The sequence below is a fragment of the Pseudarthrobacter sp. LT1 genome (genome assembly GCF_035621795.1).
Taxonomy (GTDB): Bacteria; Actinomycetota; Actinomycetes; order Actinomycetales; family Micrococcaceae; genus Arthrobacter.
In genome coordinates this window covers 3185995-3210074 of sequence record NZ_CP141830.1, presented here as the reverse complement: position 1 = coordinate 3210074, position 24080 = coordinate 3185995, and the positions used below count along the sequence as shown (strand labels likewise).

Here is a 24080-nt window from a genome sequence, read left to right as displayed (position 1 = left end):
CACGGGCCACCGGGCCCGTGTACCCCCTGCGGAGAGGAACCCCATGGCCCGCGTCGTTGGCTTCGACCAGCATCCGTCTGAGACCCTGCGCGTTGGAAAGGGATTTTCCTTGGCCGCGGTGGACCCGGACGCCACTCCGGGTTACAGCGGCAACAAGGCCGACGGCGAGGCGTTGCTGGCTGAGATGGACGGGACGCTGTCGGAGCTGCAGGAACAGCTGTTCGCCGAATCACGGGTCGGCGGCAAGAAACGGATCCTCTTGGTCCTCCAGGCCATGGATACAGCCGGCAAGGGCGGAATCGTCAACCACGTCATGGCCACCATGGACCCCCAGGGCGTCCAGTTCAAGGCGTTCAAGGCCCCCACCGAGCAGGAGAAGTCCTACGATTTCCTCTGGCGTATCGAGAAGGAGGTCCCCGCAGCCGGGATGGTAGGGATCTTTGACCGCTCCCACTACGAGGACGTCCTCATCCACCGCGTCCACAACTGGGCCACCCCGGAAGAAATCAGCCGGCGCTACCGGGCCATTAACGAATTCGAAGCCCGCCAAACCGACGCCGGCACCAAGATCATCAAAGTGATGCTCAACATCAGCAAGGATGAGCAGAAATCCCGGCTGCTGGCCCGCTTGGACAACCCTGCCAAGCACTGGAAATACAGCAGTGGCGACCTGAAGGAACGGGCCTTTTGGGATGACTACATGGCCGCCTACCAGGCCGCCTTCGAAGAGACCAGTTCAGCGATTGCCCCATGGTACGTGGTTCCCGCCAACAAGAAATGGTTCGCCCGCATCGCCGTGCAGCAATTGGTGATGTCGGCGCTGTCCGATTTCCGCCTGGAGTGGCCCAAGGCTGAATTCGACGTCGACATCGAACGGGAGCTCGTAGCCCGTTCCTGAGCCCGGGCCCTGGGGCCGGAGCAGTGTGGCCCGGTACAAAGCCGCGGTCCCAAGGGCTGGCCTGGTCCGGCGGTTGTTTACAGCGGCTGGTCGCGGGCAGCGGCCAACCGCTTCCGTGCTCCCTCGAGCCACTCCTCGCACCGCGCGGCCAGTGCCTCGCCGCGCTCCCACAAGGCCAGGGATTCTTCCAGGCTTGCCCCTCCGGCCTCCAGCCTGCCCACCACGGCGATGAGCTGCTCCCGGGCCTCCTCATAGCTCAGCGCGGCAACGTCGGATTCTGGTTTCTGTTCGGTCATGCCTTCTCTTCCACTTCCTGGTGCTGGTCTGGGTTTCCTGGGTGCGGTGCCCTGGTGGACTCCGCAGGGCCGGTGGAGGTGGCCCCGAAGCGTCCCTCCGCCACACGGATGGACAAGGGGGCACCTGCAGGTGCTTCGGCGGGCCTGCGGACGACGGCGTGGCCGGCCTCGGCGATCCGTGCGGCCTGGTCTCCTGCCAGTTCGACGACGGCGTACCCCCGGTCCAGGGTCTTCTGCGGTGAGAGCGCGCGGACCTGGGCTTTCAGATGCTCCAGCTGGTCCGCTGCCCGCACCACCGTGGAGCTCACCGCGGCGGAGGAGCGCCGCAGCAGCCGTTCGATTTCCTCGCCCCGGACGGAGACCATGCCCTCGGGCGCCGCCATGACGGGCCGCGAATGCAGTGCCGCCAGCCGGTCCGACTCCCGGTCCACCAGCCGTTCCACGCAGCGCCGCAGCTGTTCCCGCGCCTGGCGCACCCCGGCAAGTTCCTCGGATACCTCCGGCACGATCCGCTTCGCGGCGTCGGTGGGGGTGGAGGCCCGGAGATCGGCGACGTAATCCAGCAGCGGGCGGTCCGCCTCATGGCCAATGGCGCTCACGACGGGCGTGTTGGCCGCGGCCACGGCACGGATCAGCTCCTCGCTGTTAAAGGGCAAGAGATCCTCCAGTGCCCCGCCGCCCCGGGCGATGACGATGACATCCACCTCAGGCCGGGCGTCCAGCTCACGCAGGGCACGGACTATTTGGGACACGGCCGTGTTTCCCTGGACGGCCACCTCGCGGATCTCGAACTCCACCGCCGGCCACCGGAGGGCCGCGTTGCGAAGGATGTCCTTCTTGGCGTCCGAATCCCGACCCGTGATCAGGCCGATGCGGTGCGGCAGCAGGGGCAGCCGCTTCTTCCGGGAATCGGCGAAAAGACCCTCAGCCGCGAGGGCCTGGCGCAGCCGCTCAATCCGGGCCAGCAGGTCACCCAGTCCGACCGGCCGGATGTCCCGCACCAGCATGTTCAGCCGGCCCGTCTTCAGCCAGAACTCCGGTTTCAGCAGGGCCACCACCCGTGATCCGCGCTCCAGTGGAAGGTTCTGCCGCTCCAGGACCTTGGTCCAGACGGAAGCCGGCAGCGACACCTCCGCGTCCACGTCCCGAAGCGTGATGTAGGCGTTGGTCCCGCGCCGGTTCAGTTCAATGACCTGGCCTTCAACCCACGCCGACGGGGTGCGGTCGATGTGGGCCTTGAGCTTCTGCGACAGCAGCTGCAGCGGCCACGGGTTGTCCGGGCTGGTTTCCGCCGCGGTGGCCGGCAACGTAGTGGGGGCAGTACCCGGTAACGAGGCCTGGTCAGACATGCGGACGCCGGTGGGAGGCTGGTGCTGCGGGCATGCGGTCCTTCAACTGTCGTGGGCGGTCAATCAACCTTATCCATAAGGTCTAGCACCGGGGACTGACAGGGGCAGCCCCTGGACCCTGCCTAGGATGGGATAAGGCCCCCAACCCCTAAGGACCTGTTGTGCGCACTTTTATCTCTGCCATCGCCACCGTGCTGGGCATACTCCTCGCCGCCGTTGCCGTTCCCGCCATCTGGGTGGACCGCAACATCGTCCAGGAAGACGGCTTCGTCCGTCTTGCAGCTCCACTTGGCAGGGACACGGAATTTCAAAAGAAGCTGGCCGCCGCCGCAGTGGGAACGATTGATACCGGGGCGGTTCCCGGGTTCCTCTCGGGTCTGGTGGAGCCAATGCTTGAAAAGGCGGCGGAGTCACTGACCGGGTTGCCCGGCTATCCGGCGGCCTGGGAGGAGACCCTCCGCAGAAGCCACCGCCTCAGCTTTGCCGATCCTGCCGCGGCATCCCAGGGAGGAGCGTCGGCGTCGTCCCTGACCCTCGACGTTGCCCCGCTGGTTGCCCTGGGCTCGGAGGAGATCTCCCGCACCACCAGGCTTCCCCTCGACCCGCCGGAACAGACGCTGATCAATGTAGGCCAGCCTGCGCAAAAGGAGTGGACTGAACGGCTGGCCACCTACGCGCCCATGGGCTACATCCTGGCCATCGGGTCGGCCGTAGCGTTCCTGCTGGCGCTCGTGGCGGCACGCCGCCGCGGGACGGTGCTGCTGGCCGCCGGCCTTGGGGGACTGGCGCTCGCGGGGCTGTGGGGGCTGGGACTGCAGCTGGGGTCAGCCCGCGCCCAGGCCACGGACACCGGCAATGCGGTGGCCAACATGTTCCGTGACCATTTCCTTGCCGCTGCCGGCGCGGACTTCCAAACGTGGATCGCCGCGGCCGGGGTTGCCGGTGGCGTCCTGGTGGCGGTGGGCATTGTGACGTTGTTCGCATCCCGGAAACGGGTGGGGACCAGCCGGTAACATGGAGGAATGACCACCTCGGCTGTATCCCTTTCGATGCCAACCATTCCGCGCAGGCGCCGCTCGCCTGAGGAGGTAGCAGCCGCAGCCCCCGTAAACGGAACCAAGAAGGTGCTGCTGGCCGCTCCCCGCGGATACTGCGCAGGCGTTGACCGGGCCGTGATCGCGGTCGAAAAGGCGCTGGAACACTACGGGCCGCCCGTGTATGTCCGCAAGCAGATTGTCCACAACGTCCACGTGGTCAGCTCGCTGGAGGAAAAGGGCGCCATCTTCGTGGACGAAACGGACGAAGTACCCGAAGGTGCCCTCGTGATCTTCTCCGCCCACGGAGTGTCCCCGGCAGTGGTCGAGTCCGCCGAAACCCGGGGCCTGCGCACCATTGACGCCACGTGCCCCCTGGTCACCAAAGTGCACAAGGAAGCCGTCCGCTTCGCAAAGGACGATTTCGATATCCTCCTGATCGGCCACGACGGCCATGAGGAAGTGGAAGGCACCTCAGGGGAGGCGCCGGAGCACATCCAGATCATTAATGGCCCGCACGAAGTGGACCAGGTCACTGTCCGCGACCCCGAAAAGGTCATCTGGCTTTCGCAGACCACGCTGAGCGTGGACGAGACCATGGAGACCGTCCGGCTGCTCAAGGAACGGTTCCCCACCCTGCAGGATCCGCCCAGCGACGACATCTGCTACGCCACCACCAACCGCCAGGTGGCCATCAAAAAAATTGCGCCCAAGGCGGACCTGGTGATCGTGGTGGGTTCGGCCAACTCGTCCAACTCTGTCCGGCTGGTGGAGGTGGCGCTCGAATACGGTGCCAAGGCCTCGTACCGGGTGGATTTCGCCAACGAGGTTGACGAGGCGTGGTTTGAAGGCGTCGCAACCGTGGGTGTGACCTCGGGGGCATCCGTTCCCGAGGTGCTGGTGCAGGACGTGCTGCGGCTGCTGGCTGATTACGGCTACGGAGCCGTGGAGGAAGTGGTTACGGCCGAGGAAGACCTCCTCTTCTCGCTGCCCAAGGAACTCCGGGCCACCCTGAAGCAGGCCGGCGATGTCAGCCGCGCGCTGGGCGGACGCCGGTCCCGCAGCTAAAACCGCGATCACATTTCAACCGTCACCACATCTCAACGGAAGGGGCCGGGCAGCCACCACGCTGCCCGGCCCTTTCCGCATGCCGGCGGCCGTCTCAGGCCGCTTCGTCGTCGCCCTGCAGTTCCGGTGCCACCAACGCCCGCGGGGTAACTTCCACCAGCGAAGGTGCAACCAGGCCGGACTCCTCCAGGCTGTTGAGCTTCCGCGCTGTGGGCAGGACCCTGGCTTCCAGTGTGCCAACCATGGCGTTGTAACGGTCCACTGAGGTCTTCAGTGACGATCCCAGCTTGGTGACATTCTCGCCCAGCGTGCCCATCCGGTCGTACAGCTGCCGCGCAAGTTCGAAGAGCTCGCGTGCACTGTCCGTCAGGACGTCCTGGCGCCACGTGAACGCCACGGACTTCAGCACGGCCAGGAGGGTGCTCGGTGACGCAAGGACAACGTTGCGTGACAGCGCGTGATCCAGGAGTCCGGCGTCAGCAGTCAATGCCGCTGCGAGGATGGATTCGGCCGGGATGAAGCAGACCACCAGTTCCGGGGAGTTCCCGGGGATGTCCCAGTATTTCTTGGTACCCAGCGCGTCGACGTGCGCCCTCAGCGCCTTGGCGTGTGCCGCCAGCAGGGCCTGCCGGTTCCGGCCGTCGTTTGCCGACTGTGGCCCGGCGGCCCGTGCCAGGCGGGGGTCCACCGCGTCCAGTTCCTGTGCCTCAAGGTAGGACGACAACGGGACTTTTGCGTCCACCACCAGTTGCTTTTCACCCGGCAGCTGCACCACCAGATCCGGCCGCACAGCTGAGTCGTGGCCTGCGCTGTGGACCTGCTCGACGAAGTCGACGTGGCGGAGCATGCCGGCAGCCTCCACTACGCGCCGGAGCTGCACCTCGCCCCACTGGCCTCTGGCGCTGTTGGAACGCAGCGCCGATTCCAGGGCATGCGTGGAACGGATGAGCTGTTCATCGGACAGCCTGGCCTCCTGCAGCTGCTGGGCCAGTTGGCCGTACTGCTCAACCCGGTCCCGCTCCAGCAGTGCCACCTGCTGCTGCACCGCGGACAGCTTCTCGGCCACGGGCGCCAGGGCACGCAGCACGCTGCCGTCCTGTGTCCGGGCCTCACCCAGCTCACGGTTCTGTGCGGCCAAAAGCCGCCGCTCGGCGTCGGCCGCTGCCAGCTGCGCCGTGACATCGGACAGGCGGGACGACACCTGGTCGAAGTCCGACTCCAGGGCGTGCGAGTTCCGGCGCAATGAGAAATAGGTGGCTGCAGCGCCGGCAAGCGCACCGAGCAGCAGCATGAAGAGGGCCAGAATCAAGGCAAAAGCATCCATGGCTTCACTGTTGCACGGGGCTCTGACAATCATGGGCAGTGACATTCCCGGGTACAGGGCGGCGGGGTCCGGCGGGTAGAATCAATCCTCGTGGCTCTTACTATTGGCATCGTCGGACTGCCCAACGTCGGCAAATCAACCCTGTTCAACGCGCTCACCCGCAACCAGGTCCTGGCCGCGAACTATCCGTTCGCCACCATCGAACCCAATGTCGGCGTCGTGAACCTCCCGGACCCCAGGCTGCAGAAGCTCGCCGGGATCTTCGGCTCCCAGCGCGTCCTGCCCGCCGCGGTATCCTTCGTCGACATCGCCGGCATCGTGAAGGGCGCATCGGAGGGGGAGGGGCTTGGCAACCAGTTCCTGGCCAATATCCGCGAAGCTGAAGCCATCGCCGAAGTTGTCCGGGTCTTCGATGACCCCGACGTAATCCACGTCGACGGCAAGGTGGATCCCCGCTCGGACATGGAGACGATCAACACCGAGTTGATCCTCGCGGACCTGCAGACCATCGAAAAAGCCATCCCGCGGATCGAAAAAGAAGTCAAGATCAAGAAGCGGGAAGCCGCCGAGCTCGCCGCCATCAAGGCAGCGCAGGCGGTGCTGGAGCGGGGAGACACCATCTACTCCTCCATCAAGAGCGACAAACTGGAGATGGAACACCTCAAGGAGCTGGGCCTGCTGACTGCCAAGCCCTTCATCTACGTGTTCAATGCCGACGAAGGCATCCTGGGCAGCCCGGAAAAGCAGGAAGAACTGCGCGCCATGGTTGCCCCGGCAGACTGTATCTTCCTTGACGCCAAACTCGAGGCCGACCTTGTGGAGCTGGACGAGGAAGAGGCGCGCGAGATGCTGGAGATGAACGGCCAGGACGAATCCGGCCTGGACCAGCTGGCACGCGTGGGCTTCCACACCCTGGGGCTGCAGACCTACCTCACGGCGGGCCCCAAGGAAGCGCGAGCCTGGACCATCCGGCAGGGTGACACGGCACCGCAGGCAGCCGGCGTCATCCACTCAGACTTCCAGCGCGGCTTCATCAAGGCCGAAGTAGTCTCCTTCGACGACCTTGTGGACGCCGGATCCATGGCTGAGGCGAAATCCCGCGGCAAAGTCCGGATCGAAGGCAAGGAATACGTCATGGCCGACGGCGACGTGGTGGAGTTCCGCTTCAACGTCTGATTTCCGCAGGAACAGGCGCACTGCCGCCCCGGAATCATGCTGGCTACTGTCCAGGCCGAAAAACTGCCGGAGGTCTGCCCTGGCCTACGGCCCGGTCGGACCCGCGGGACCTGGCGGGTAGGGAGGCTGCTGCTGAGGCCAGGACGGGGGAGCGGATGATGCCTGCCCACGCTCCGGTGCAGGGTACTTGTCGAAACGCTGGCCATACGGGTTCTCCCGCTGTGCGAGCAGCACGATGAGCACAATCCATCCAAGCACGGGGATGAGGGCGAGCAGCAGCATCCAGGCGCTGAGGTTCACGTCGTGGAGGCGCCGGGACGCCACCGCGAGTGACGGGACAACGGTGGCGAGAAACCACAAACCACCCAGGGCGCTGGACCCCGTCACCTGGCCGTTGACTACAGTGGGACTGATGGAATTCAGCACCGCTGAGGCCAGCCCGGAAGCGAGGAACCACCACCAATATTCGCTTCGGCTGGCGCGCCCCGAGAAGACCGCGTACTTCTGGAAGACGCGTTTGACCGCGTCCACCGGCGGAGCACCGTAGTACGGCAGTTCGAGGGGCGGGACTGCACTTCCGGGCACATTGGACGGTTGGGGGATGCTCATCGAGCTTTTCCTTCCTGAGGTTCCGTTGCCAGCATGCTACGGAACCGGCCGGGCCCGGGCTCGGGCCGTAGGTCCCGTCCGGCGGCCCGGACTACCTCCTTGTGGCGGGGGCACGGATTGGGCTGGCGGGCAGCAGCACCAAGTATCCTGAGTTTGTAGGGCGTGATCGAAGCGGCCCCAGTCCCCTCCGGAGAGGGAAAACCACAAGGAGGCGGCATGCCGGTCCGGCGTCTGATGCAGTTGCTCATCGCCGCGTTGGCGGCTGCCCTGGTTCTTTCCGGCTGTTCGGGCGGCAGCGCCCCGTCCGTGGTGGTGGGGGAGGCAAAGCGGGGCGGCAGCGTCACCGTGGCCGAGGTCAACGCATTCTCCTCGTTCAACCCCTACAGCGCCAGCGGCAACACCGACATCAACTCGAAGATCGGCGCCATCACACACTCGGGCTTCTTCTACCTGGACGACAGCTCCAAGGTGGTCCGCAACGACAAGTTCGGGCACTTCGAGAAGGTCTCTGACCAGCCGCTCAAAGTAAAGTACACGGTCAATGAGGGCGTGAAGTGGTCGGACGGTGCGCCCATCGGAGCTGCAGACCTCCTGCTGAGCTGGGCCGCCGGGTCAGGTTACTTCGATGACGTCGACCCCGCAGCGGGGAAGGGCACCAAGTACTTCTCGGTTGCCTCCGATACCACAGGCCTGGCGGGTACCCTGTTTCCCGAAATCGGGTCGGACGGCCGTTCCATCACCATTGAGTACGCCGCACCGTACGCTGACTGGGAAGTGGCGTTCGACGTCGGACTCCCGGCCCATGTCGTCGCTGCCAAGAGCGGACTCAACGATGAGGAAGACCTGGTCAAGCTCCTCAAGGACACGCCCCGGGGCAACCCGGACAAGCCGGCGTCGCACCCGGCCCTTAAAAAGGTCAGCGATTTCTGGAACACCGGCTTCGACACGAAGTCCGTTCCGGATGATCCTGCGCTCTACCTGTCCAGCGGCCCCTACATTGTCCGCGACATCGTGCCTGAAGTTTCCATGAAGCTGGTCCGGAACCGGGACTACGTGTGGGGCGCGGAACCGTGGCTGGATGAGATCAATGTCCGGTTCACGGGGGCCGTGCCGGCGGCGGTTGATGCTCTGCGCAACGGGCAGGCGGACATCATTTCGCCCCAGCCCTCGGCTGCCACGGACAATCTCCTCACCGGCCTGTCAGGCCAGGGCATCACCGTTGAACGGTACAAACAGTCCGGCTACGACCACCTTGACCTCAACTTCTCCGGAACGTTTGCGGACAAGGATGTCCGGGAAGCCTTCCTCAAAACGGTGCCGCGGCAGGCGATCGTGGACGCCGTGGTGGGCACCCAGGTGGCGGACAACAAGCCGCTGGACTCCCAAGTGTTCCTGCCCGGACAGCCAAAGTACGACGAGACCGTGAAAAACAACGGGTCTTCCGATTACGCCAAGGTGGACATCGATGGCGCAAAGAGGCTCCTTAAGGACGCCACCCCCAGCATCCGCATTCTCTATAACCGGGACAACCCGAACCGGGCCAAAGCCTTCGCCCTGATCCGCGATTCGGCCGCCCTGGCGGGATTCCGGGTTGTCGACGGCGGCCAGGGGAGTGCAGAGTGGGCTGCCGCGTTGAGCCGGGGCGGCTACGACGCCGCCCTGTCAGGCTGGATCGGGACTGAAGCGGGTGTCAGCAGGGTGCCGCAGATCTTCCGCACCGGGGCCGGCAGCAACTTCACGGGATATTCCGACGCCGACGCGGACAAGATCATGGAACAACTGGCCGTGACCACGGACCTGGGCAAACAGGACGAGCTTCTGGCCGGGATCGACAAGCACATCTGGGAGGACGCGTATGGCCTCCCCCTTTATCAAACCCCGGGAACAACGGCGTTCAATTCCCGGGTGGCCGGCGTGAAGACCAGCCCCGGTCCCCTCGGCGTGTGGTGGAACGTTGCGGAGTGGCGGCTGTCCTAGCCGCGGCCACGTCCTTTTTAGGGTCCTTTGGCTCTTGCGGCGCCGATTCGCCGTAAGGCCTACCGGCGAGTAGCATGTGACGTGCCTAACTATCGCCGCCGCCCGGGGCATTGAAAAGCCGCCGGTCACGGTTTGGCAACGGAGTACCAATATCTGGACTTCGTGCGGTTAGGCTAACTCGTATTGTGTAGGTTTCGTCACAGCGGTGAGCTGCGTCCGACCTGCGGGGAAGCACAAGATTCCCCTATACATCTCTCCCACAACTCATAGGAGGCGGAATGCGTTTTACGCGCACTTCCAAAGCACTGGGTATCGCGGCCATCACCGCGCTTGCCCTGACCGGGTGCGGCGCCGGCGGCGGCGGCAGCACCAACGGGTCCAGCAGCGCTGCCGGCGACCCGAACAAGGTGATCACCGCTTACAACAGCGAACCGCAAAACCCGTTGCTGCCGGCGAACACCAATGAAACGAATGGCGGCCGCGTCATCAACCTGCTTTTCGAAGGCCTCCGCACGTATGATGCCGACGGCAAAGCAGTGAACTCGCTGGCCGAGTCCATCGACTCCTCCGACGCCCAGAACTGGACCATCAAGGTCAAGCAGGGCCAGAAGTTCACCAATGGTGAAGCCATCACCGCCAAGACCTTCGTCGACTCCTGGAACTTTGCGGCCAACTCCAAGAACCTGCAGAACAACAGCTTCTTCTTCGAGTCCATCGCCGGCTATGAGGACGTCTCAGCCGTAACTACGGAGAAATCCGCGGACGGCAAGACCACCACCACGCCCGCTCCCAAGGCCGACAAGATGTCCGGCCTGGCAGCAACAGATGATTCCACGATCACGGTCAAGCTCACCCAGCCTGAGGCCGACTGGTCCCTGCGCTTGGGGTACTCCGCCTTCTACCCGCTGCCCTCGGCCGCGCTGGCGGACCCGAAGACCTTTGGGGAAAACCCGGTGGGCAACGGTCCCTACAAGTTCGAGAAGCAAGGCGCTTGGGTCCATGACCAGTCAATCGCGTTGGTGAAGAACCCGGACTACAAGGGCCCGCGTGAGGCCAAAAACGGTGGCATCACCTTCAAGTTCTATACCGACCCAGGCCCCGCGTACACGGACCTGCAGGCCGATAACCTCGACATCACCGATGTTCTGCCGTCCAACGCCACAAAGACCTATGTCAACGACTTCCCGGACCGCAACGCCACCAAGCCTGTTGCCACCAACGCCACGCTGAACATTCCCGGCTACAACCCGAACTTCCAGGGTGAAGCCGGAAAGCTCCGCCGCCAGGCGCTGTCCTACGCCATCAACCGTGAAGAAATCACGAAGGTTGTCTTCAACGGCACCCGTACCCCGGCCAAGGCCTTTGCCCCGCCGGTCATCGATGGCTTCAAGGAAGGCCTTAAGGGCAGCGAAGTCCTGAAGTTCGACGCCGCCAAGGCCAAGGACCTCTGGACGCAGGCTGAGAAGATCCAGCCTTACGACAGCTCCAAGCCGCTCCAGATCGCCTCCAACACCGACGGTGGCCACAAGGAATGGATCGACGCCGTGGCCAACGGCTTCAAGAACAACCTCGGCATCCAGGCTGAAATCCAGCCCTTCGCCAAGTTCGCTGAAGTCCTGAACCTCCGCAAGTCCCAGCAGCTGCCGGGCCTGACCCGCGCCGGCTGGCAGGGCGACTACCCGTCGCTGTACAACTTCCTGGGACCGGTCTGGGCAACGGGCGCTTCCTCCAACTATGAGAAGTACTCGAACCCCGAGTTCGACAAGCTGCTCAAGGAGGGCCTCGCCGCCAAGAGCACGGATGACGCGAACGCCAAGTTCAACCAGGCACAGGAGGTTCTGTTCCAGGACCTTCCGGGCTTGCCGCTTTGGGACTATGCCAAGGCAATTGTGTGGAGCAACAACGTTGCGAAGGCCGAGACCGGCTGGAACGGCGAAATTCTCTACTACAACATCACGGCTAAGTAGTCCCAGATCTAACTTGCTGTGAGGCGCACTGGGGGTCCGGTTACAGCCGGGCCCCCATTCGCTTGCAACTGCAGGAAGGCACCAATGAACCCGTTCTCCCCTTTGCCGGAAGGCAGGTAAACCTGTGGTCCGGTTTATTCTTCGCCGACTCCTACAGGTGATCCCTGTCTTTCTCGGCACCACGCTGCTCGTCTATTACATGGTGTTCGCCCTGCCCGGCGACCCCATCGCGGCGCTCTTCGGCGACCGCCAGCCCCCGCAGTCAGTCATCGACACCCTGCGCAGCCAGTACAACCTGGACCAGCCGTTCTGGGTCCAGTACGGCCTTTTCCTCAAGAACCTCTTCACCTTCAACCTGGGCAATGACTTCACGGGACAGCCAATCGCGGCCACTTTGGCCCGGGTCTTCCCCGTGACCGCCATGCTCGCGGTCGAGGCGCTGATTATTCAGGCCGTCTTCGGAGTGGCGTTCGGCGTCTTCGCCGGGCTCCGCCGCGGCGGCTGGTTCGACTCCACCGTCCTGGTGGCCTCGCTGGTGGTTATCGCCGTCCCCACCTTCGTCCTGGGCTTCGTCTTCCAGCTCGTCTTCGGCGTCCAGCTCGGCTGGGCCAAACCCACAGTCGGAGCCAATGCGGACTGGGGAAATCTGCTGTTACCGGCAGTAGTCCTGGGACTTGTCTCGTTCGCCTATGTCCTCCGCCTGACCCGTGCGTCGGTCAGCGAGGGCATGAACGCCGACTTCGTGCGGACAGCCACCGCCAAGGGCCTTTCCCGGCCCCGGGTGGTCCTGGCGCACATCCTGCGCAACTCGCTGATCCCGGTGGTGACCTACCTGGGCGCCAACCTTGGCGGCCTGATGGGCGGCGCCATTGTTACCGAGGGCATCTTCAATGTTCCCGGCGTAGGCAACAAGCTCTACCAGGCTGTCCTTCGCACTGAGGGACCCACCATCGTCTCCATCGTCAGCGTGCTGGTGCTGGTGTTCGTGGTGGCCAACCTGCTTGTCGATCTCCTGTACGCCTGGCTTGACCCGAGGATCCGCTATGACCAGTAACAACAGCCACTTTGTGGCCCCCATCGACGAGACGCCGCTGCAGGCGACGGACGCCGTCAAGACTGACCAGGCCCCGCTCAGCCTCTGGGCAGACGCCTGGCGCAAGCTTCGCCGTCGTCCGCTGTTCATCATTTCGGCTTTTCTTATCCTGGTGCTGATCGTCGTAGCGCTGTTCCCTGGCTTGTTCTCGTCGGTCCCGCCGAACGAGGGCTGCGAGCTCGCAAACTCAGAAGGCGGACCTGCGCCAGGGCATCCATTCGGCTTCACCTTCCAGGGCTGCGACATTTACTCCAGGGTCATCCACGGCACGCAGGCTTCACTTTCGGTAGGTATCCTTTCCGTCCTCTGCGTCCTCATCATCGGGGTGACGTTCGGTGCCCTCGCCGGCTTTTATGGCGGTTGGCTGGACACCATCCTCGCGCGTCTTGGTGATATCTTTTTCGCATTGCCATTGATCCTCGGGGCGCTTGTCATCACACAGTTGCCCATGTTCAGGGAAAACAAGAGCGTTTGGACCGTGGTCTTTGTCATCTCGCTGCTTGCCTGGCCGCAAATGGCCCGCATCACCCGTGGCGCTGTCATCGAGGTGCGTAACGCCGACTTTGTGACAGCAGCCCGCGCGCTGGGTGTCTCGAAATTCGGAACGCTGGTGAAGCACGTCCTTCCGAACGCCCTCGCACCCGTGATTGTCCTGGCCACCCTCGAACTCGGCGTATTCATCGTGGCGGAAGCCACCCTTTCGTTCCTGGGGATTGGCTTGCCCGAGGGGGTCATGTCCTGGGGGCACGATATCTCCGCAGCACAGACTTCCATACGAACGCATCCGCAGATCATGCTCTACCCGGCCGCCGCGCTCTCCCTTACGGTGTTGAGCTTCATCATGCTGGGCGACGCCGTGCGCGACGCCCTTGACCCGAAGAGCCGTCAGCGATGAGAGAAAAAGAGATGACAACTCCAGAAGTCCGCATTGATGAGGCCGGCACCACCGGCGTCAGGCCGCTGCTCGAAATATGTGACCTGGCCATCACCTTCAAGACCGGCGGCGGTGAAGTCAAGGCTGTCCGGGACGCGCACCTGACCATCATGCCCGGCGAAACCGTCGCGATCGTGGGGGAGTCCGGCTCCGGAAAGTCCACCACTGCCCTGGCAGCCATCGGCCTCCTGCCCAACAACGGCAGGGTTGCCGGGGGACAGATCCTGCTCGACGGAGAGGATATCGCCCACGCCAGCGAGCACCGCATGATCGAACTGCGCGGCAACACCATCGGCATGGTCCCGCAGGACCCGATGTCCAACCTGAACCCCGTGTGGAAGATCGGCTACCAGGTCAGGGAAACACTGAAGGCGAACGGCCGTCCCAGCGGGCCGGACGACATCGCCAAGGTGCTGTCCCAGGCTGGACTTCCGGACGCCAAACGCCGGGCCAACCAGTACCCGCATGAGTTCTCGGGCGGCATGCGCCAGCGTGCGCTGATCGCGATTGGCCTCTCCTGCCAGCCACGCCTGCTGATTGCGGATGAGCCGACGTCGGCCCTCGACGTCACCGTCCAGCGGCAGATCCTTGACCACCTGGAGACCATGACCAACGAACTGGGCACCTCGGTGCTGCTGATCACCCACGACCTGGGTTTGGCAGCCGAGCGCGCAGACAAAGTGGTGGTCATGTACCAGGGCCGTGTGGTTGAAGCAGGACCGTCCCTGGAGCTGCTGCGCAACCCGCAGCACCCGTATACCAAGCGGCTCGTGGAGTCCGCTCCGTCGCTCGCCAGCCGCCGTATCCAGGTGGCCAAGGAGCAGGGAGTGGAGACGGCGGACCTCCTGGCGCCCGGCGCCGAGACGGTGAAGTCCGATACCTTCCTGCAGATCCAGGATCTGCGGAAGGTCTACAAGCTTCGCTCGGGGCTGGGCAAGGCGACGGACTTCGCGGCCGTCGACGGCGTGAGCTTCGACGTCCGGCGGGGAACCACGACGGCGATCGTGGGGGAGTCGGGTTCCGGCAAGTCCACAGTGGCCAAGATGGTGCTCCAGCTGGAGAAGCCGACCGAGGGCAGGATCCTGTTCGACGGCGTCGATACCTCGGCCCTGAAGGCTGCCGAGCTGTTCAAGTTCCGCAGGCGGGTCCAGCCGATCTTCCAGGACCCGTACGGCTCCCTCGATCCGATGTACAACATCTACCGCACGATCGAAGAACCATTGCGGGTCCACAAGATCGGGGACCAGGCCAGCCGGGAGAAGAAAGTCCGGACGCTGCTGGACCAGGTGGCACTGCCCCAGTCCGCCATGCAGCGTTATCCCAACGAGTTGTCCGGCGGCCAGCGGCAGCGCGTTGCCATCGCACGGGCACTTGCGCTGGACCCCGAGGTCATCATCTGTGATGAGGCAGTCTCCGCGCTTGACGTGCTGGTGCAGGCGCAGGTGCTGAACCTGCTCGCCGACCTGCAGGCCAACCTCGGGCTGACGTATCTGTTCATCACGCACGACCTTGCCGTGGTGCGCCAGATTGCGGACCACGTCTGCGTGATGGAGAAGGGCCGCCTGGTGGAGACGGGATCCACGGACGAGGTCTTCGAGTCGCCCAAGCAGGACTACACGAAGGCGCTGCTGAACGCCATCCCCGGTGCGAAGCTGATGCTTCCGCCTGAGGTGGCATAGCGGGACGTTTTCCTTGAACGGCTGGAGCCGGGACCTTTGGGGCCCGGCTCCATCCGTTTAATTGGCCGGTTCGATTAACCGGCGAGACTGTTTGGACGGGCGGTAACAGCCCGGTTCGGCTGTCAGTCCTGGAAGGTGCTCCCGCTTGCAGGCACGGCAGCGAGGGCGCCCTGCTCCGCTGCGGGTTTCCGGTCCAGTCCGAGTTCCCGCAGCCTGCGCTCAAGAATCCCGCCCAGGGCCGTGCGGCCTTCGGGGTTCATATGCACCGCATCAGCGAGGTACTTTGCCAGTCCATACCTGGTGAGCCAATCTCCGGTGGAGACAAAGGGCACTCCATTTGCTGCCGCCACGGCACCGAGCAAAGCGTCCACCTCGCTCCGCCGCCCGCCGCCGTCGTTCGCTCCCCGGGCCAGGGTGCCGATCATTGCCAGCCGTGTGCCGGGATAGCGGCTCCGCAGCTCAGCGATCAGCCGCTCGGCGTTCCGCGAGATCTGCGCGTTGCTTGCTCCTCCGGCGGCGTCGTTGCCGCCACCCTCGACCACAAGGAGGGCGGGAGTCCCGGAAGGAAGCAACCAGTCCCCGCGCTGCAGGGCGTCCACGTAATTACCGGTAGCGCCGTTCGCCGCGACGTAGCCGGTGCCGCCGCGGCCGCAGAAGTATACGTTGTACCCGGCAGCGGCCAGGCCCAGGCGGGGCCAGCCGTCTACGGGTTCCGACTGCGAATCCCCAATCAGCAGGACCGTTCTGCCCACATCGGGAACAACTGCTTCCAGGCGGCCATTGCCCGTATTCAGGACGTGGGCAGTGGCTGCCACCGACACCTTCGGGGCGCCCGGCTTCACGGCTGCCACCTGGCTGTTGGCCGCCTGGCCTGTGGCTGCCCGCGACAGGCTGCTGCCGGCCGAACCAGCGGAAAGTCCGTCGCCACCGGATCCCGCGACGGCCACGAGCCCGGCGACCACTGCGGCCACAGCCCACGCCGCACCGCGCATGGTGCTGGCCTTGGCAGGGGGCATCGTTGTCTCCGGCGTGCTCAAAGGATGGGCTCTGTGTCACAGACATCATGCCATGCACACGGAAGCGGTAGTGAACTTGGTCACACCGTGTACCGGCGGTCCCTGATCGCCGCACCTCCAGGGGCCGTCGACCCGGCCGGAATTTAGGCCAACAAATAACTCAGCGGCTAGAATAAAGGAAGGCGCCCTGTGCCAAGGGCCTTGTCCGTCGTGCGTTCCAGTTGGAAATGTCGCGATACAACAGCTGACTCCACTGAATCGAGCCTTTACGCATGTCTGAAACCACCACCAACACCGCGGTAGCCACTGCATCGCGCAGTGACCTCCGCAACGTCGCGATCGTGGCCCACGTTGACCACGGCAAGACCACCCTGGTCGACGCCATGCTCAAGCAGACCCATTCCTTTGCAGAGCACAACCACGTAGAAGACCGCGTCATGGACTCCGGCGACCTGGAGCGCGAAAAGGGCATCACCATCCTGGCGAAGAACACCACTGTCGCCTACAACGGTCCGTCCTCGAACGGCGAGACCATCACCATCAACGTGATCGACACCCCCGGCCACGCCGACTTCGGCGGCGAGGTCGAGCGCGGCCTGTCCATGGTCGACGGCGTCGTCCTGCTCGTCGATGCCTCTGAGGGCCCGCTGCCCCAGACCCGCTTCGTGCTGCGCAAGGCCCTCGCTGCGCACCTGCCCGTGATCCTGCTGGTCAACAAGACCGACCGCCCCGACGCGCGGATCGAAGAGGTCGTGCACGAGTCCATGGACCTGCTCCTCGGCCTCGCCTCCGACCTGGCCGACGAGGTCCCCGATCTGGACCTGGACAAAATCCTCGAGGTCCCCGTGGTGTACGCCGCCGCGAAGGTCGGCCGCGCCTCCCTGGAGCAGCCCGCTGACGGCACCGCTCCGGAGAACGAGGACCTCGAACCGCTGTTCAAGACCATCATCGAGCACATCCCGGCTCCGACGTACAACCCGGAGGGTGTGCTCCAGGCGCACGTCACCAACCTCGACGCCTCCCCGTTCCTTGGCCGCCTGGCCCTGCTGCGTATTTACAACGGCACCCTGCGCAAGGGCCAGACCGTGGCCTGGGCCCGCGCCAACGGCGAGCTGAAGAACGTCAAGATCACCGAGCTGCTCGCCACCAAGGCGCTGGAGCGCGTGCCGGCCGAGTCCGCAGGCCCCGGCGAGATTGTCGCCGTCGCCGGCATCGAGGAGATCACCATCGGTGAAACCCTGACCGACGCCGAGAACCCCCAGCCGCTGCCGCTGATCACCGTGGACGATCCCGCGATCTCCATGACCATCGGTATCAACACCTCGCCGCTGGCCGGCAAGGTCAAGGGCGCCAAGGTTACTGCCCGCCAGGTCAAGGACCGTCTTGACAAGGAACTGATCGGTAACGTCTCCATCAAGGTCCTGCCCACCGAGCGTCCCGACGCCTGGGAAGTCCAGGGCCGTGGCGAGCTCGCCCTCGCTATCCTGGTGGAGCAGATGCGCCGCGAAGGCTTCGAGTTGACCGTCGGCAAGCCGCAGGTTGTCACCAAGACCGTTGATGGCAAGATCCACGAGCCGATGGAACACATGACCATCGACGTGCCCGAGGAATACCTGGGCGCCGTCACCCAGCTCATGGCAGCCCGCAAGGGCCGCATGACCAACATGGCCAACCACGGCACCGGCTGGTGCCGCATGGAGTTCATCGTTCCGGCCCGTGGCCTGATCGGTTTCCGCACCCGGTTCCTCACCGACACCCGTGGTGCAGGCATCGCGGCTTCCATCTCCGAAGGCTACGAGCCGTGGGCCGGCCCCATCGAGTACCGCACCAACGGTTCCATGGTTGCCGACCGCGCCGGTGTTGTTACCCCGTTCGCCATGATCAACCTGCAGGAACGCGGCTCCTTCTTCGTGAAGCCCACGTCCGAGGTCTACGAAGGCATGATCGTGGGCGAGAACTCCCGCGCCGACGACATGGACGTCAATATCACCAAGGAAAAGAAGCTCACCAACATGCGTGCCGCTTCCTCCGACACCTTCGAGAACCTGACCCCGCCGCGGGAACTCACCCTCGAAGAGTCACTCGAGTTCGCCCGCGAGGACGAGTGCGTCGAAGTGACCCCGGACGCCATCCGCATCCGCAAGGTCATCCTGGACACCAACGAGCGCGCCAAGGCCAACCGCGCCCGCGCCAAGGCCTAGTAACTCCGCAGGTCCGCAGAACGCCACCGGCATTTGCCGGTGGCGTTCTGCGTTTAAGCTCGCGATTGGGCAGGAAACCGTGGGTTCGTTAGGCAGGGAGAGCCCGTGGGCAACGAGCGGCGCTGTCAGTGCGCAGCGGCGCGGCGCGGGGGAGCGGGCGGCACTTCCTTCGCGGCCACCACAAGCTCAAGGGGAATGACGACGTCGGCCTGGCGGGTGCGGACGGTGCAGGAACCGGCGTCGCACGTCAGCAGGTGGCCCAGGGCATCCGTGAGGCCACCTTCAATCCGGTAGCGCACCACCACCCGGGTTCCGGGCTCAGCCGCGGCCAGGAAGCGGGCAGGGGCAGGCGCTGGCAGACTCACCAGTTCATACTAGGCCGCCGGCTAGGTTCGCGGGAACGGGCTGGGAGATAATAGGCTCAGATGTCAATAGTCCGGCCGTGCTGCCGGATGCTAGAGCCGGCGGGGAAGCCGGAACCCAACGTGGAGAGGCCAGGGACGTGACGTACGTAATCGCGCAGCCGTGTGTGGATGTTAAGGACAAGGCATGCATTGAGGAATGCCCGGTCGATTGCATCTATGAAGGCGAGCGTTCGCTGTACATCCATCCGGACGAGTGCGTCGACTGCGGCGCCTGCGAGCCGGTGTGCCCGGTGGAGGCCATTTACTACGAGGATGACACCCCGGAGGAATGGGCCGACTACTACAAGGCCAACGTCGAATTCTTCGATGACCTTGGGTCTCCTGGTGGCGCGGCCAAGATCGGCAACACGGGCAAGGACCACCCGATGATCGCCGCCCTGCCGCCGCAGAACCAAGACCACTGACGCGGACGGGAAACGTGACCGCAGCAGTGAATTCGTTTGGCCTGAACCTGCCCGACTACCCGTGGGAGGCCATGGCCCCCTACATGGCCAAGGCCTCGGAACACCCGGGCGGGGCAGTTAACCTCTCCATTGGCACGCCCGTGGATCCCACACCGCAGCTGGTCCAGGACGCCCTGAAGGCGGCCGCCAATGCCCCCGGATATCCCACCGTTCACGGCACTCCCGCGCTTCGGGAAGCCATCTCGGGCTGGTTCGAACGCCGGCGCGGAGTGGCAGGCCTCGACCCCCGCAACATCATGCCGACTGTGGGGTCCAAGGAACTCGTTGCGTGGCTGCCGCTGCTGCTGGGCCTCAAGCCCGGAGACGTCGTCGTACGGCCTAAGGTGGCTTACCCCACGTACGATATCGGCGCCACCCTTGCTGGGGTCACCTCGGTGGCCACGGACAACCTGGACGAGCTTGACGACGCAACGCGCGCACGCGTGCGCCTCATTTGGGTCAATTCCCCGGGCAACCCCACGGGCAGTGTCCGCGACGCGGAGTCACTGAAGGCGCTGGTGGTCCAGGCCCGTGAAATCGGCGCTGTGGTGGCATCGGACGAATGCTACGCAGAGCTTGGCTGGGGCGACTGGGACGTCCAGCGCGGCGGCCAGCGCGTCCCCAGCATCCTCGATCCGCACGTGGCCGGCGGCTCGCACCAGGGCCTGCTCGCCGTGTACTCGCTGAGCAAGCAGTCCAACCTGGCCGGCTACCGCGCAGCCTTCGTTGCCGGTGATCCGGACCTGATGCCCAACCTGGTCAACAGCCGCAAGCATGCAGGCATGATCGTTCCCTACCCGGTCCAGGAGGCCATGCGGGTGGCGCTGGGGGATGACACCCACGTCGAGGCCCAGAAGGACCTGTACCGGGGCCGGCGTGAACGCCTGGTGCCCGCGCTGCTGGACTTCGGCCTGGAGATCAAGGAGTCCGACGCCGGCCTGTACCTGTGGTCGACTGCAGGCGAGGACACGTGGGCCACGGTGGCCCGCCTGGCTGAACGCGGCATTGTGGTGGGGCCGGGTGTCTTCTATGGAGACGCGGGCAACGGCTATGTCCGCGTGGCCTTGACCGGATCCGACGAGCGGATCGATGCAGCCGTTGCACGGCTGGCCTGATCCGGCCCCCGGGGACACGTAATAATCGTGTGACTCGCCCCACATCCGGTGCATTTTAGGCCGGATGGGAAGCTCGCGGATTAGTGACACCCGCCAAGGAGCGGTACTTTTTAAGTTGACGATCAATGGTGGCTTTCTACAAGAAGGCAGCCCGGGTGTTGGAACCTGTCTTCTCAGGCTCAAGTGCGCGGCTCACCTGATGTTGGATCAAGCTTTCGACAGAGGCCGAAGACGCCTCATGAAGGGGACTCCATGACTGAGACCAACAATGCTGCGACCCTGCTCCACGCAGGTGGCGAGTTGAAGCTCCCGCGCATCCAGGTTGTTGAAGGGAACGAAGGTTACGACGTCTCCAAGCTGCTCAAGCAGACCGGTGCCGTGACCTTTGACCCCGGCTTCATGAACACCGCAGCAACCACCTCCGCCATTACCTACATCGATGGCGATGCGGGCATCCTGCGCTACCGCGGATACCCCATCGAGCAGCTGGCGCAGCACTCCAGCTTCCTCGAGGTGTCTTACCTGCTGATCTACGGCAACCTGCCCACGCCCACCGAACTGGACGAGTTCGACCAGAAGATCCGGCGCCACACCCTGCTGCACGAAGAGCTTAAGGGCTTCTTCGGCGGCTTTCCCCGCGACGCACACCCCATGCCGGTGCTGTCATCGGCCGTGTCCGCGCTGTCCACCTTCTACCAGGACTCGCTGGACCCGTTCAACGCCGAGCAGGTGGAGGTTTCCACCATCCGCCTGATGGCAAAGCTGCCGGTTATTGCCGCCTACGCGCACAAGAAGTCCATCGGCCAGCCCATGCTGTACCCGGACAACTCCATGAACCTGGTGGAGAACTTCCTGCGCCTCAGCTTCGGCCTCCCCGCCGAGCAGTACGAGCTGGACCCGGTCATCGTCAAGGCCCTGGACCTGCTCCTCATCCTGCACGCGGACCACGAGCAGAACTGCTCCACCTCAACCGTGCGCCTGGTGGGCTCCTCCAACGCCAACCTCTTCGCCTCCGTTTCGGCCGGCATCAATGCCCTCTTCGGCCCTGCCCACGGCGGCGCCAACGAGGCCGTGCTGAAGATGCTCCGCCAGATCCAGGCCGAGGGCCTCAAGCCCGAGGACTACATGGAGAAGGTCAAGAACAAGGAAGACGGCGTCCGCCTCATGGGCTTCGGACACCGCGTCTACAAGAACTACGATCCGCGCGCCAAGATCGTCAAGGCCACGGCCCACGAGATCCTCAGCAAGCTCGGCGGCAACGACGAACTGCTCGACATCGCCATGCGCCTGGAAGAGAAGGCGCTCAGCGATGACTACTTCATCCAGCGCAAGCTCTACCCGAACGTGGACTTCTACACCGGCCTGATCTACAAGGCCATGGGCTTCCCCGAGAAGATGTTCACCGTCCTGTTTGCCATCGGCCGCCTGCCGGGCTGGATTGCCCAGTGGCGCGAAATGATCAGCGACCCGAACACCAAGATCGGCCGCCCGCGCCAGCTGTACATCGGCGAGCCGGAGCGCGACTACCCCGCCCGCTGATTCCCCGCCTGTCAGGGACAGCAACAGCAATGACGACGACGGCCGCCCACCTTTCACAGGTGGGCGGCCGTTTCGCTTTAATCACCATCCATTGCTCCCCACCGGCACCCTAACCTTCGCAAGCTCGGCCAGGGAACCCTGCCGGCGTCGGCCCACTGCCCTTTTGGGGGTTCAAAAGGCCAGCTACTCGGCAATCGACGGGGAGGGCAGGGTCAGGAGGCGTAGCCTTGGGGGTTGTTCTTCTGCCAGCGCCAGTGGTCCTCGCACATCTGGTCCACGGTCTTGGTGGTGGACCAGCTCAGGTCTGCCAGTGCCGAGGTGGCATCGGCCCAGAACGCCGGGAGGTCTCCCGCGCGGCGGCCGGTGATCTCGTAGGGGATGGGCTGGCCCACTGCCTTCTCAAAGGAGCGCAGGACCTCCAGGACAGAGGAGCCCTTGCCGGAACCGAGGTTCCAGCGGAAGACGCCGGTGCGGTCCGCGATGTGGTTCAGTGCAGCCACGTGTCCCTCGGCCAGGTCCACCACGTGGATGTAGTCGCGCAGGCAGGTACCGTCCGGCGTGTCGTAGTCGCCGCCGAAGACCATGAGCTTCTCACGCCGCCCCACCGCCACCTGGGCAATGAACGGGACAAGGTTGTTCGGGATGCCCTGCGGGTCTTCGCCGATGCGTCCCGAGGGGTGTGCGCCCACCGGGTTGAAGTAGCGCAGCAGTGCTATGTGCCATCGTGAGTCGGCGGCGCCGAGGTCAGAGAGGATGTCCTCGATCTGTTCCTTGGTGCGCCCGTACGGGTTGTTGGCGCCGATCTCCATTTTTTCCACGTACGGGATGGGGTTGTGCTCACCGTAGACGGTGGCCGAGGAGCTGAAGACGATTGACCGGACGTCGTGCCTGTCCATGACGCGGACCAGGTTAAGCGTCCCCACCAGGTTGTTGTAGTAGTACTTCAGCGGCTCCTGCACTGATTCACCCACCGCTTTGAGGCCTGCGAAATGAATGACGGCCTCGATGCCGTTTCCGGCGAACACCTTCTCGACGGCGGCCTCGTCCACCAGGTCCACGTTGTGGAACTCCGCGGTCTTGCCGCTGAGTTCGGCTACGCGGCGCAGCGACTCCTCGCTGGAGTTGACCAGGTTGTCGATGACGACCACGTCGTGGCCGGCTTCCTGCAGGGAAAGAACAGTGTGGGAACCGATGTAGCCGGTGCCCCCTGTGACCAAGATTTTCATGCCTCAACGCTATCCCACGTGCAGCGTTGCCCGCCGCCGTGTCCCGGATGGCGGGCGGTCTGTGAAAAGGCAGAGTAAACACAAGTGTGCTAATAAGAATGGTGCCCAAAATTGTAGACGCCGATGCCCGGCGGCAGGATGTGGTCCAGGCGGTTCTCCGCATCATTGCCGTGGACGGTCTCGAGCGTGCCTCGCTTCGGGAAGTTGCGGACGAAGCAGGACTGGCGGTCGGCTCGGTCCGGCACTACTTCCAGGGCAGCGAGGAGCTTCTGGCGTTTACGTTCGGCACGGTGGTGGACCGGGTGGCCGGCCGGCTGGAAGCCCTGCTGCCCGCCGTCCTTGATGCTGCCGCAGCCAGTCCCGAACAGCGGGGGGCTGTTTTAACCCTTCTGGGCGGCATGCTTCCCCTGGACGAGGAAACAGCAGTGGAGGCATGTGCGTGGCTGGCGTTCAAGAACGCCGCCCGCATCCGGCCGTTCCTTGCCGCGGAGTCGGACCGAAGCCACCGTGAAATCGCGGCCATCGTGGGCGCACTCGTCGCAACCCTGCTGCCGGACGATGAACCGCAGGAGAACCTGGTGGTGGAGGCCGAACGGCTCCTGGCCACGCTGGACGGACTTTGTATGCACGCCTTGCTCCAGCCGGGCTGGATGACGGCGCAGATGTGCCGGGACGTGCTTGAGCGGCACCTTGACGGGATCGCACGCTAAG

The 24080-nt window shown here is 64.5% G+C and carries 21 protein-coding genes; 14 read left to right on the top strand and 7 right to left on the bottom strand.

Annotated elements, in window-relative coordinates:
• Positions 1–43: 43 nt before the first annotated feature.
• Positions 44–898: a polyphosphate kinase 2 family protein gene (locus VIK36_RS15040; protein WP_324642544.1), complete on the top strand. Its 855-nt coding sequence runs from the start codon at positions 44–46 to the stop codon at positions 896–898.
• Between the two features lie 77 nt (positions 899–975).
• On the opposite strand, the gene VIK36_RS15035 is transcribed toward VIK36_RS15040, so the two are convergent.
• Together VIK36_RS15035 and xseA are read right to left on the bottom strand one after the other, a co-directional pair.
• Positions 976–1194: an exodeoxyribonuclease VII small subunit gene (locus tag VIK36_RS15035; protein ID WP_056334565.1), complete on the bottom strand. Its 219-nt coding sequence runs from the start codon at positions 1192–1194 to the stop codon at positions 976–978.
• Positions 1191–2543, bottom strand: a complete 1353-nt coding sequence (gene xseA, locus VIK36_RS15030) for an exodeoxyribonuclease VII large subunit (protein ID WP_324642543.1) — start codon at positions 2541–2543, stop codon at positions 1191–1193. Before xseA ends, VIK36_RS15035 begins: the two co-directional genes overlap by 4 nt.
• 161 nt (positions 2544–2704) lie before the next feature.
• On the opposite strand from xseA, the gene VIK36_RS15025 reads away from it, so the two are divergent.
• Both VIK36_RS15025 and VIK36_RS15020 read left to right on the top strand, forming a co-directional pair.
• A complete protein-coding gene (locus VIK36_RS15025; RefSeq protein WP_255172749.1) occupies positions 2705–3556 on the top strand; it encodes a hypothetical protein in 852 nt (283 codons plus the stop codon).
• A gap of 9 nt (positions 3557–3565) precedes the next feature.
• Positions 3566–4645, top strand: coding sequence for a 4-hydroxy-3-methylbut-2-enyl diphosphate reductase (locus VIK36_RS15020; RefSeq protein ID WP_255172748.1), 1080 nt, complete (start codon positions 3566–3568; stop codon positions 4643–4645).
• A 94-nt stretch (positions 4646–4739) separates the two neighbouring features.
• On the opposite strand, the gene VIK36_RS15015 is transcribed toward VIK36_RS15020, so the two are convergent.
• Complete coding sequence (locus tag VIK36_RS15015; protein WP_255172747.1) at positions 4740–5969, bottom strand: DNA recombination protein RmuC; 1230 nt, start codon at positions 5967–5969, stop codon at positions 4740–4742.
• Positions 5970–6059: 90 nt separating this feature from the next.
• On the opposite strand from VIK36_RS15015, the gene ychF reads away from it, so the two are divergent.
• Positions 6060–7145, top strand: a complete 1086-nt coding sequence (gene ychF, locus VIK36_RS15010; protein ID WP_159631466.1) for a redox-regulated ATPase YchF — start codon at positions 6060–6062, stop codon at positions 7143–7145.
• Positions 7146–7229: 84 nt separating this feature from the next.
• On the opposite strand, the gene VIK36_RS15005 is transcribed toward ychF, so the two are convergent.
• The gene (locus VIK36_RS15005; RefSeq protein ID WP_255172746.1) at positions 7230–7754 is read right to left on the bottom strand and encodes a DUF805 domain-containing protein; all 525 of its coding nucleotides are present in this window, start codon (positions 7752–7754) and stop codon (positions 7230–7232) included.
• Between the two features lie 216 nt (positions 7755–7970).
• Between VIK36_RS15005 and VIK36_RS15000 the strand changes: the two genes are divergently transcribed.
• The 5 genes from VIK36_RS15000 to VIK36_RS14980 all read left to right on the top strand — a co-directional run bounded on the left by VIK36_RS15000 (position 7971) and on the right by VIK36_RS14980 (position 15404).
• Positions 7971–9731 (top strand): ABC transporter family substrate-binding protein, encoded by a 1761-nt coding sequence (locus tag VIK36_RS15000; protein WP_324642542.1) that lies wholly within the window; start codon positions 7971–7973, stop codon positions 9729–9731.
• Positions 9732–10009: 278 nt separating this feature from the next.
• Entirely contained in the window at positions 10010–11698 is a 1689-nt protein-coding gene (locus VIK36_RS14995) for a peptide ABC transporter substrate-binding protein (RefSeq protein ID WP_255172744.1), read from the top strand.
• Between the two features lie 124 nt (positions 11699–11822).
• Complete coding sequence (locus VIK36_RS14990; protein WP_142117098.1) at positions 11823–12752, top strand: ABC transporter permease; 930 nt, start codon at positions 11823–11825, stop codon at positions 12750–12752.
• On the top strand, positions 12742–13686 hold the full coding sequence (locus VIK36_RS14985) for an ABC transporter permease (RefSeq protein ID WP_255172743.1): 945 nt from the start codon (positions 12742–12744) through the stop codon (positions 13684–13686). The genes VIK36_RS14990 and VIK36_RS14985 overlap by 11 nt, the downstream gene beginning before the upstream one ends.
• Positions 13687–13697: 11 nt before the next feature.
• Positions 13698–15404 (top strand): dipeptide ABC transporter ATP-binding protein, encoded by a 1707-nt coding sequence (locus VIK36_RS14980; protein ID WP_255172742.1) that lies wholly within the window; start codon positions 13698–13700, stop codon positions 15402–15404.
• 122 nt (positions 15405–15526) lie between these two features.
• On the opposite strand, the gene VIK36_RS14975 is transcribed toward VIK36_RS14980, so the two are convergent.
• Complete coding sequence (locus tag VIK36_RS14975) at positions 15527–16420, bottom strand: SGNH/GDSL hydrolase family protein (protein WP_324642540.1); 894 nt, start codon at positions 16418–16420, stop codon at positions 15527–15529.
• A 272-nt stretch (positions 16421–16692) separates the two neighbouring features.
• On the opposite strand from VIK36_RS14975, the gene typA reads away from it, so the two are divergent.
• Entirely contained in the window at positions 16693–18621 is a 1929-nt protein-coding gene (typA, locus tag VIK36_RS14970; RefSeq protein WP_255172740.1) for a translational GTPase TypA, read from the top strand.
• 125 nt (positions 18622–18746) lie between these two features.
• On the opposite strand, the gene VIK36_RS14965 is transcribed toward typA, so the two are convergent.
• A complete protein-coding gene (locus VIK36_RS14965; protein WP_255172739.1) occupies positions 18747–18986 on the bottom strand; it encodes a hypothetical protein in 240 nt (79 codons plus the stop codon).
• Between the two features lie 137 nt (positions 18987–19123).
• On the opposite strand from VIK36_RS14965, the gene fdxA reads away from it, so the two are divergent.
• The 3 genes from fdxA to VIK36_RS14950 all read left to right on the top strand — a co-directional run bounded on the left by fdxA (position 19124) and on the right by VIK36_RS14950 (position 22143).
• The gene (fdxA, locus tag VIK36_RS14960) at positions 19124–19450 is read left to right on the top strand and encodes a ferredoxin (protein WP_013601705.1); all 327 of its coding nucleotides are present in this window, start codon (positions 19124–19126) and stop codon (positions 19448–19450) included.
• A gap of 14 nt (positions 19451–19464) precedes the next feature.
• Positions 19465–20604, top strand: a complete 1140-nt coding sequence (gene dapC, locus VIK36_RS14955) for a succinyldiaminopimelate transaminase (protein ID WP_324642539.1) — start codon at positions 19465–19467, stop codon at positions 20602–20604.
• Positions 20605–20856: 252 nt separating this feature from the next.
• Positions 20857–22143 carry a citrate synthase gene (locus VIK36_RS14950; protein WP_056334606.1) on the top strand — a complete coding sequence of 429 codons (1287 nt, stop codon included), beginning with the start codon at positions 20857–20859 and terminating at the stop codon, positions 22141–22143.
• Positions 22144–22355: 212 nt separating this feature from the next.
• Here the strand turns inward: VIK36_RS14950 and galE are convergent, their stop codons facing one another.
• A complete protein-coding gene (galE, locus tag VIK36_RS14945; protein ID WP_324642537.1) occupies positions 22356–23369 on the bottom strand; it encodes a UDP-glucose 4-epimerase GalE in 1014 nt (337 codons plus the stop codon).
• Positions 23370–23470: 101 nt separating this feature from the next.
• On the opposite strand from galE, the gene VIK36_RS14940 reads away from it, so the two are divergent.
• Positions 23471–24079 (top strand): TetR/AcrR family transcriptional regulator, encoded by a 609-nt coding sequence (locus VIK36_RS14940; RefSeq protein ID WP_324645293.1) that lies wholly within the window; start codon positions 23471–23473, stop codon positions 24077–24079.
• Position 24080 lies beyond the last annotated feature (1 nt).

Bases quoted from the DNA above. Each gene is read 5' to 3' on its own strand.
- VIK36_RS15000 (WP_324642542.1), top strand. From the start codon at position 7,971: ATGCCGGTCCGGCGTCTGATGCAGTTGCTCATCGCCGCGTTGGCGGCT.
- typA (WP_255172740.1), top strand. From the start codon at position 16,693: ATGTCTGAAACCACCACCAACACCGCGGTAGCCACTGCATCGCGCAGT.
- VIK36_RS15020 (WP_255172748.1), top strand. From the start codon at position 3,566: ATGACCACCTCGGCTGTATCCCTTTCGATGCCAACCATTCCGCGCAGG.
- VIK36_RS14975 (WP_324642540.1), bottom strand. From the start codon at position 16,420: ATGCCCCCTGCCAAGGCCAGCACCATGCGCGGTGCGGCGTGGGCTGTG.
- VIK36_RS14985 (WP_255172743.1), top strand. From the start codon at position 12,742: ATGACCAGTAACAACAGCCACTTTGTGGCCCCCATCGACGAGACGCCG.
- galE (WP_324642537.1), bottom strand. From the start codon at position 23,369: ATGAAAATCTTGGTCACAGGGGGCACCGGCTACATCGGTTCCCACACT.
- xseA (WP_324642543.1), bottom strand. From the start codon at position 2,543: ATGTCTGACCAGGCCTCGTTACCGGGTACTGCCCCCACTACGTTGCCG.
- VIK36_RS14950 (WP_056334606.1), top strand. From the start codon at position 20,857: ATGACTGAGACCAACAATGCTGCGACCCTGCTCCACGCAGGTGGCGAG.
- VIK36_RS15005 (WP_255172746.1), bottom strand. From the start codon at position 7,754: ATGAGCATCCCCCAACCGTCCAATGTGCCCGGAAGTGCAGTCCCGCCC.
- VIK36_RS15015 (WP_255172747.1), bottom strand. From the start codon at position 5,969: ATGGATGCTTTTGCCTTGATTCTGGCCCTCTTCATGCTGCTGCTCGGT.
- VIK36_RS15035 (WP_056334565.1), bottom strand. From the start codon at position 1,194: ATGACCGAACAGAAACCAGAATCCGACGTTGCCGCGCTGAGCTATGAG.
- VIK36_RS14980 (WP_255172742.1), top strand. From the start codon at position 13,698: ATGACAACTCCAGAAGTCCGCATTGATGAGGCCGGCACCACCGGCGTC.
- VIK36_RS14995 (WP_255172744.1), top strand. From the start codon at position 10,010: ATGCGTTTTACGCGCACTTCCAAAGCACTGGGTATCGCGGCCATCACC.
- VIK36_RS15040 (WP_324642544.1), top strand. From the start codon at position 44: ATGGCCCGCGTCGTTGGCTTCGACCAGCATCCGTCTGAGACCCTGCGC.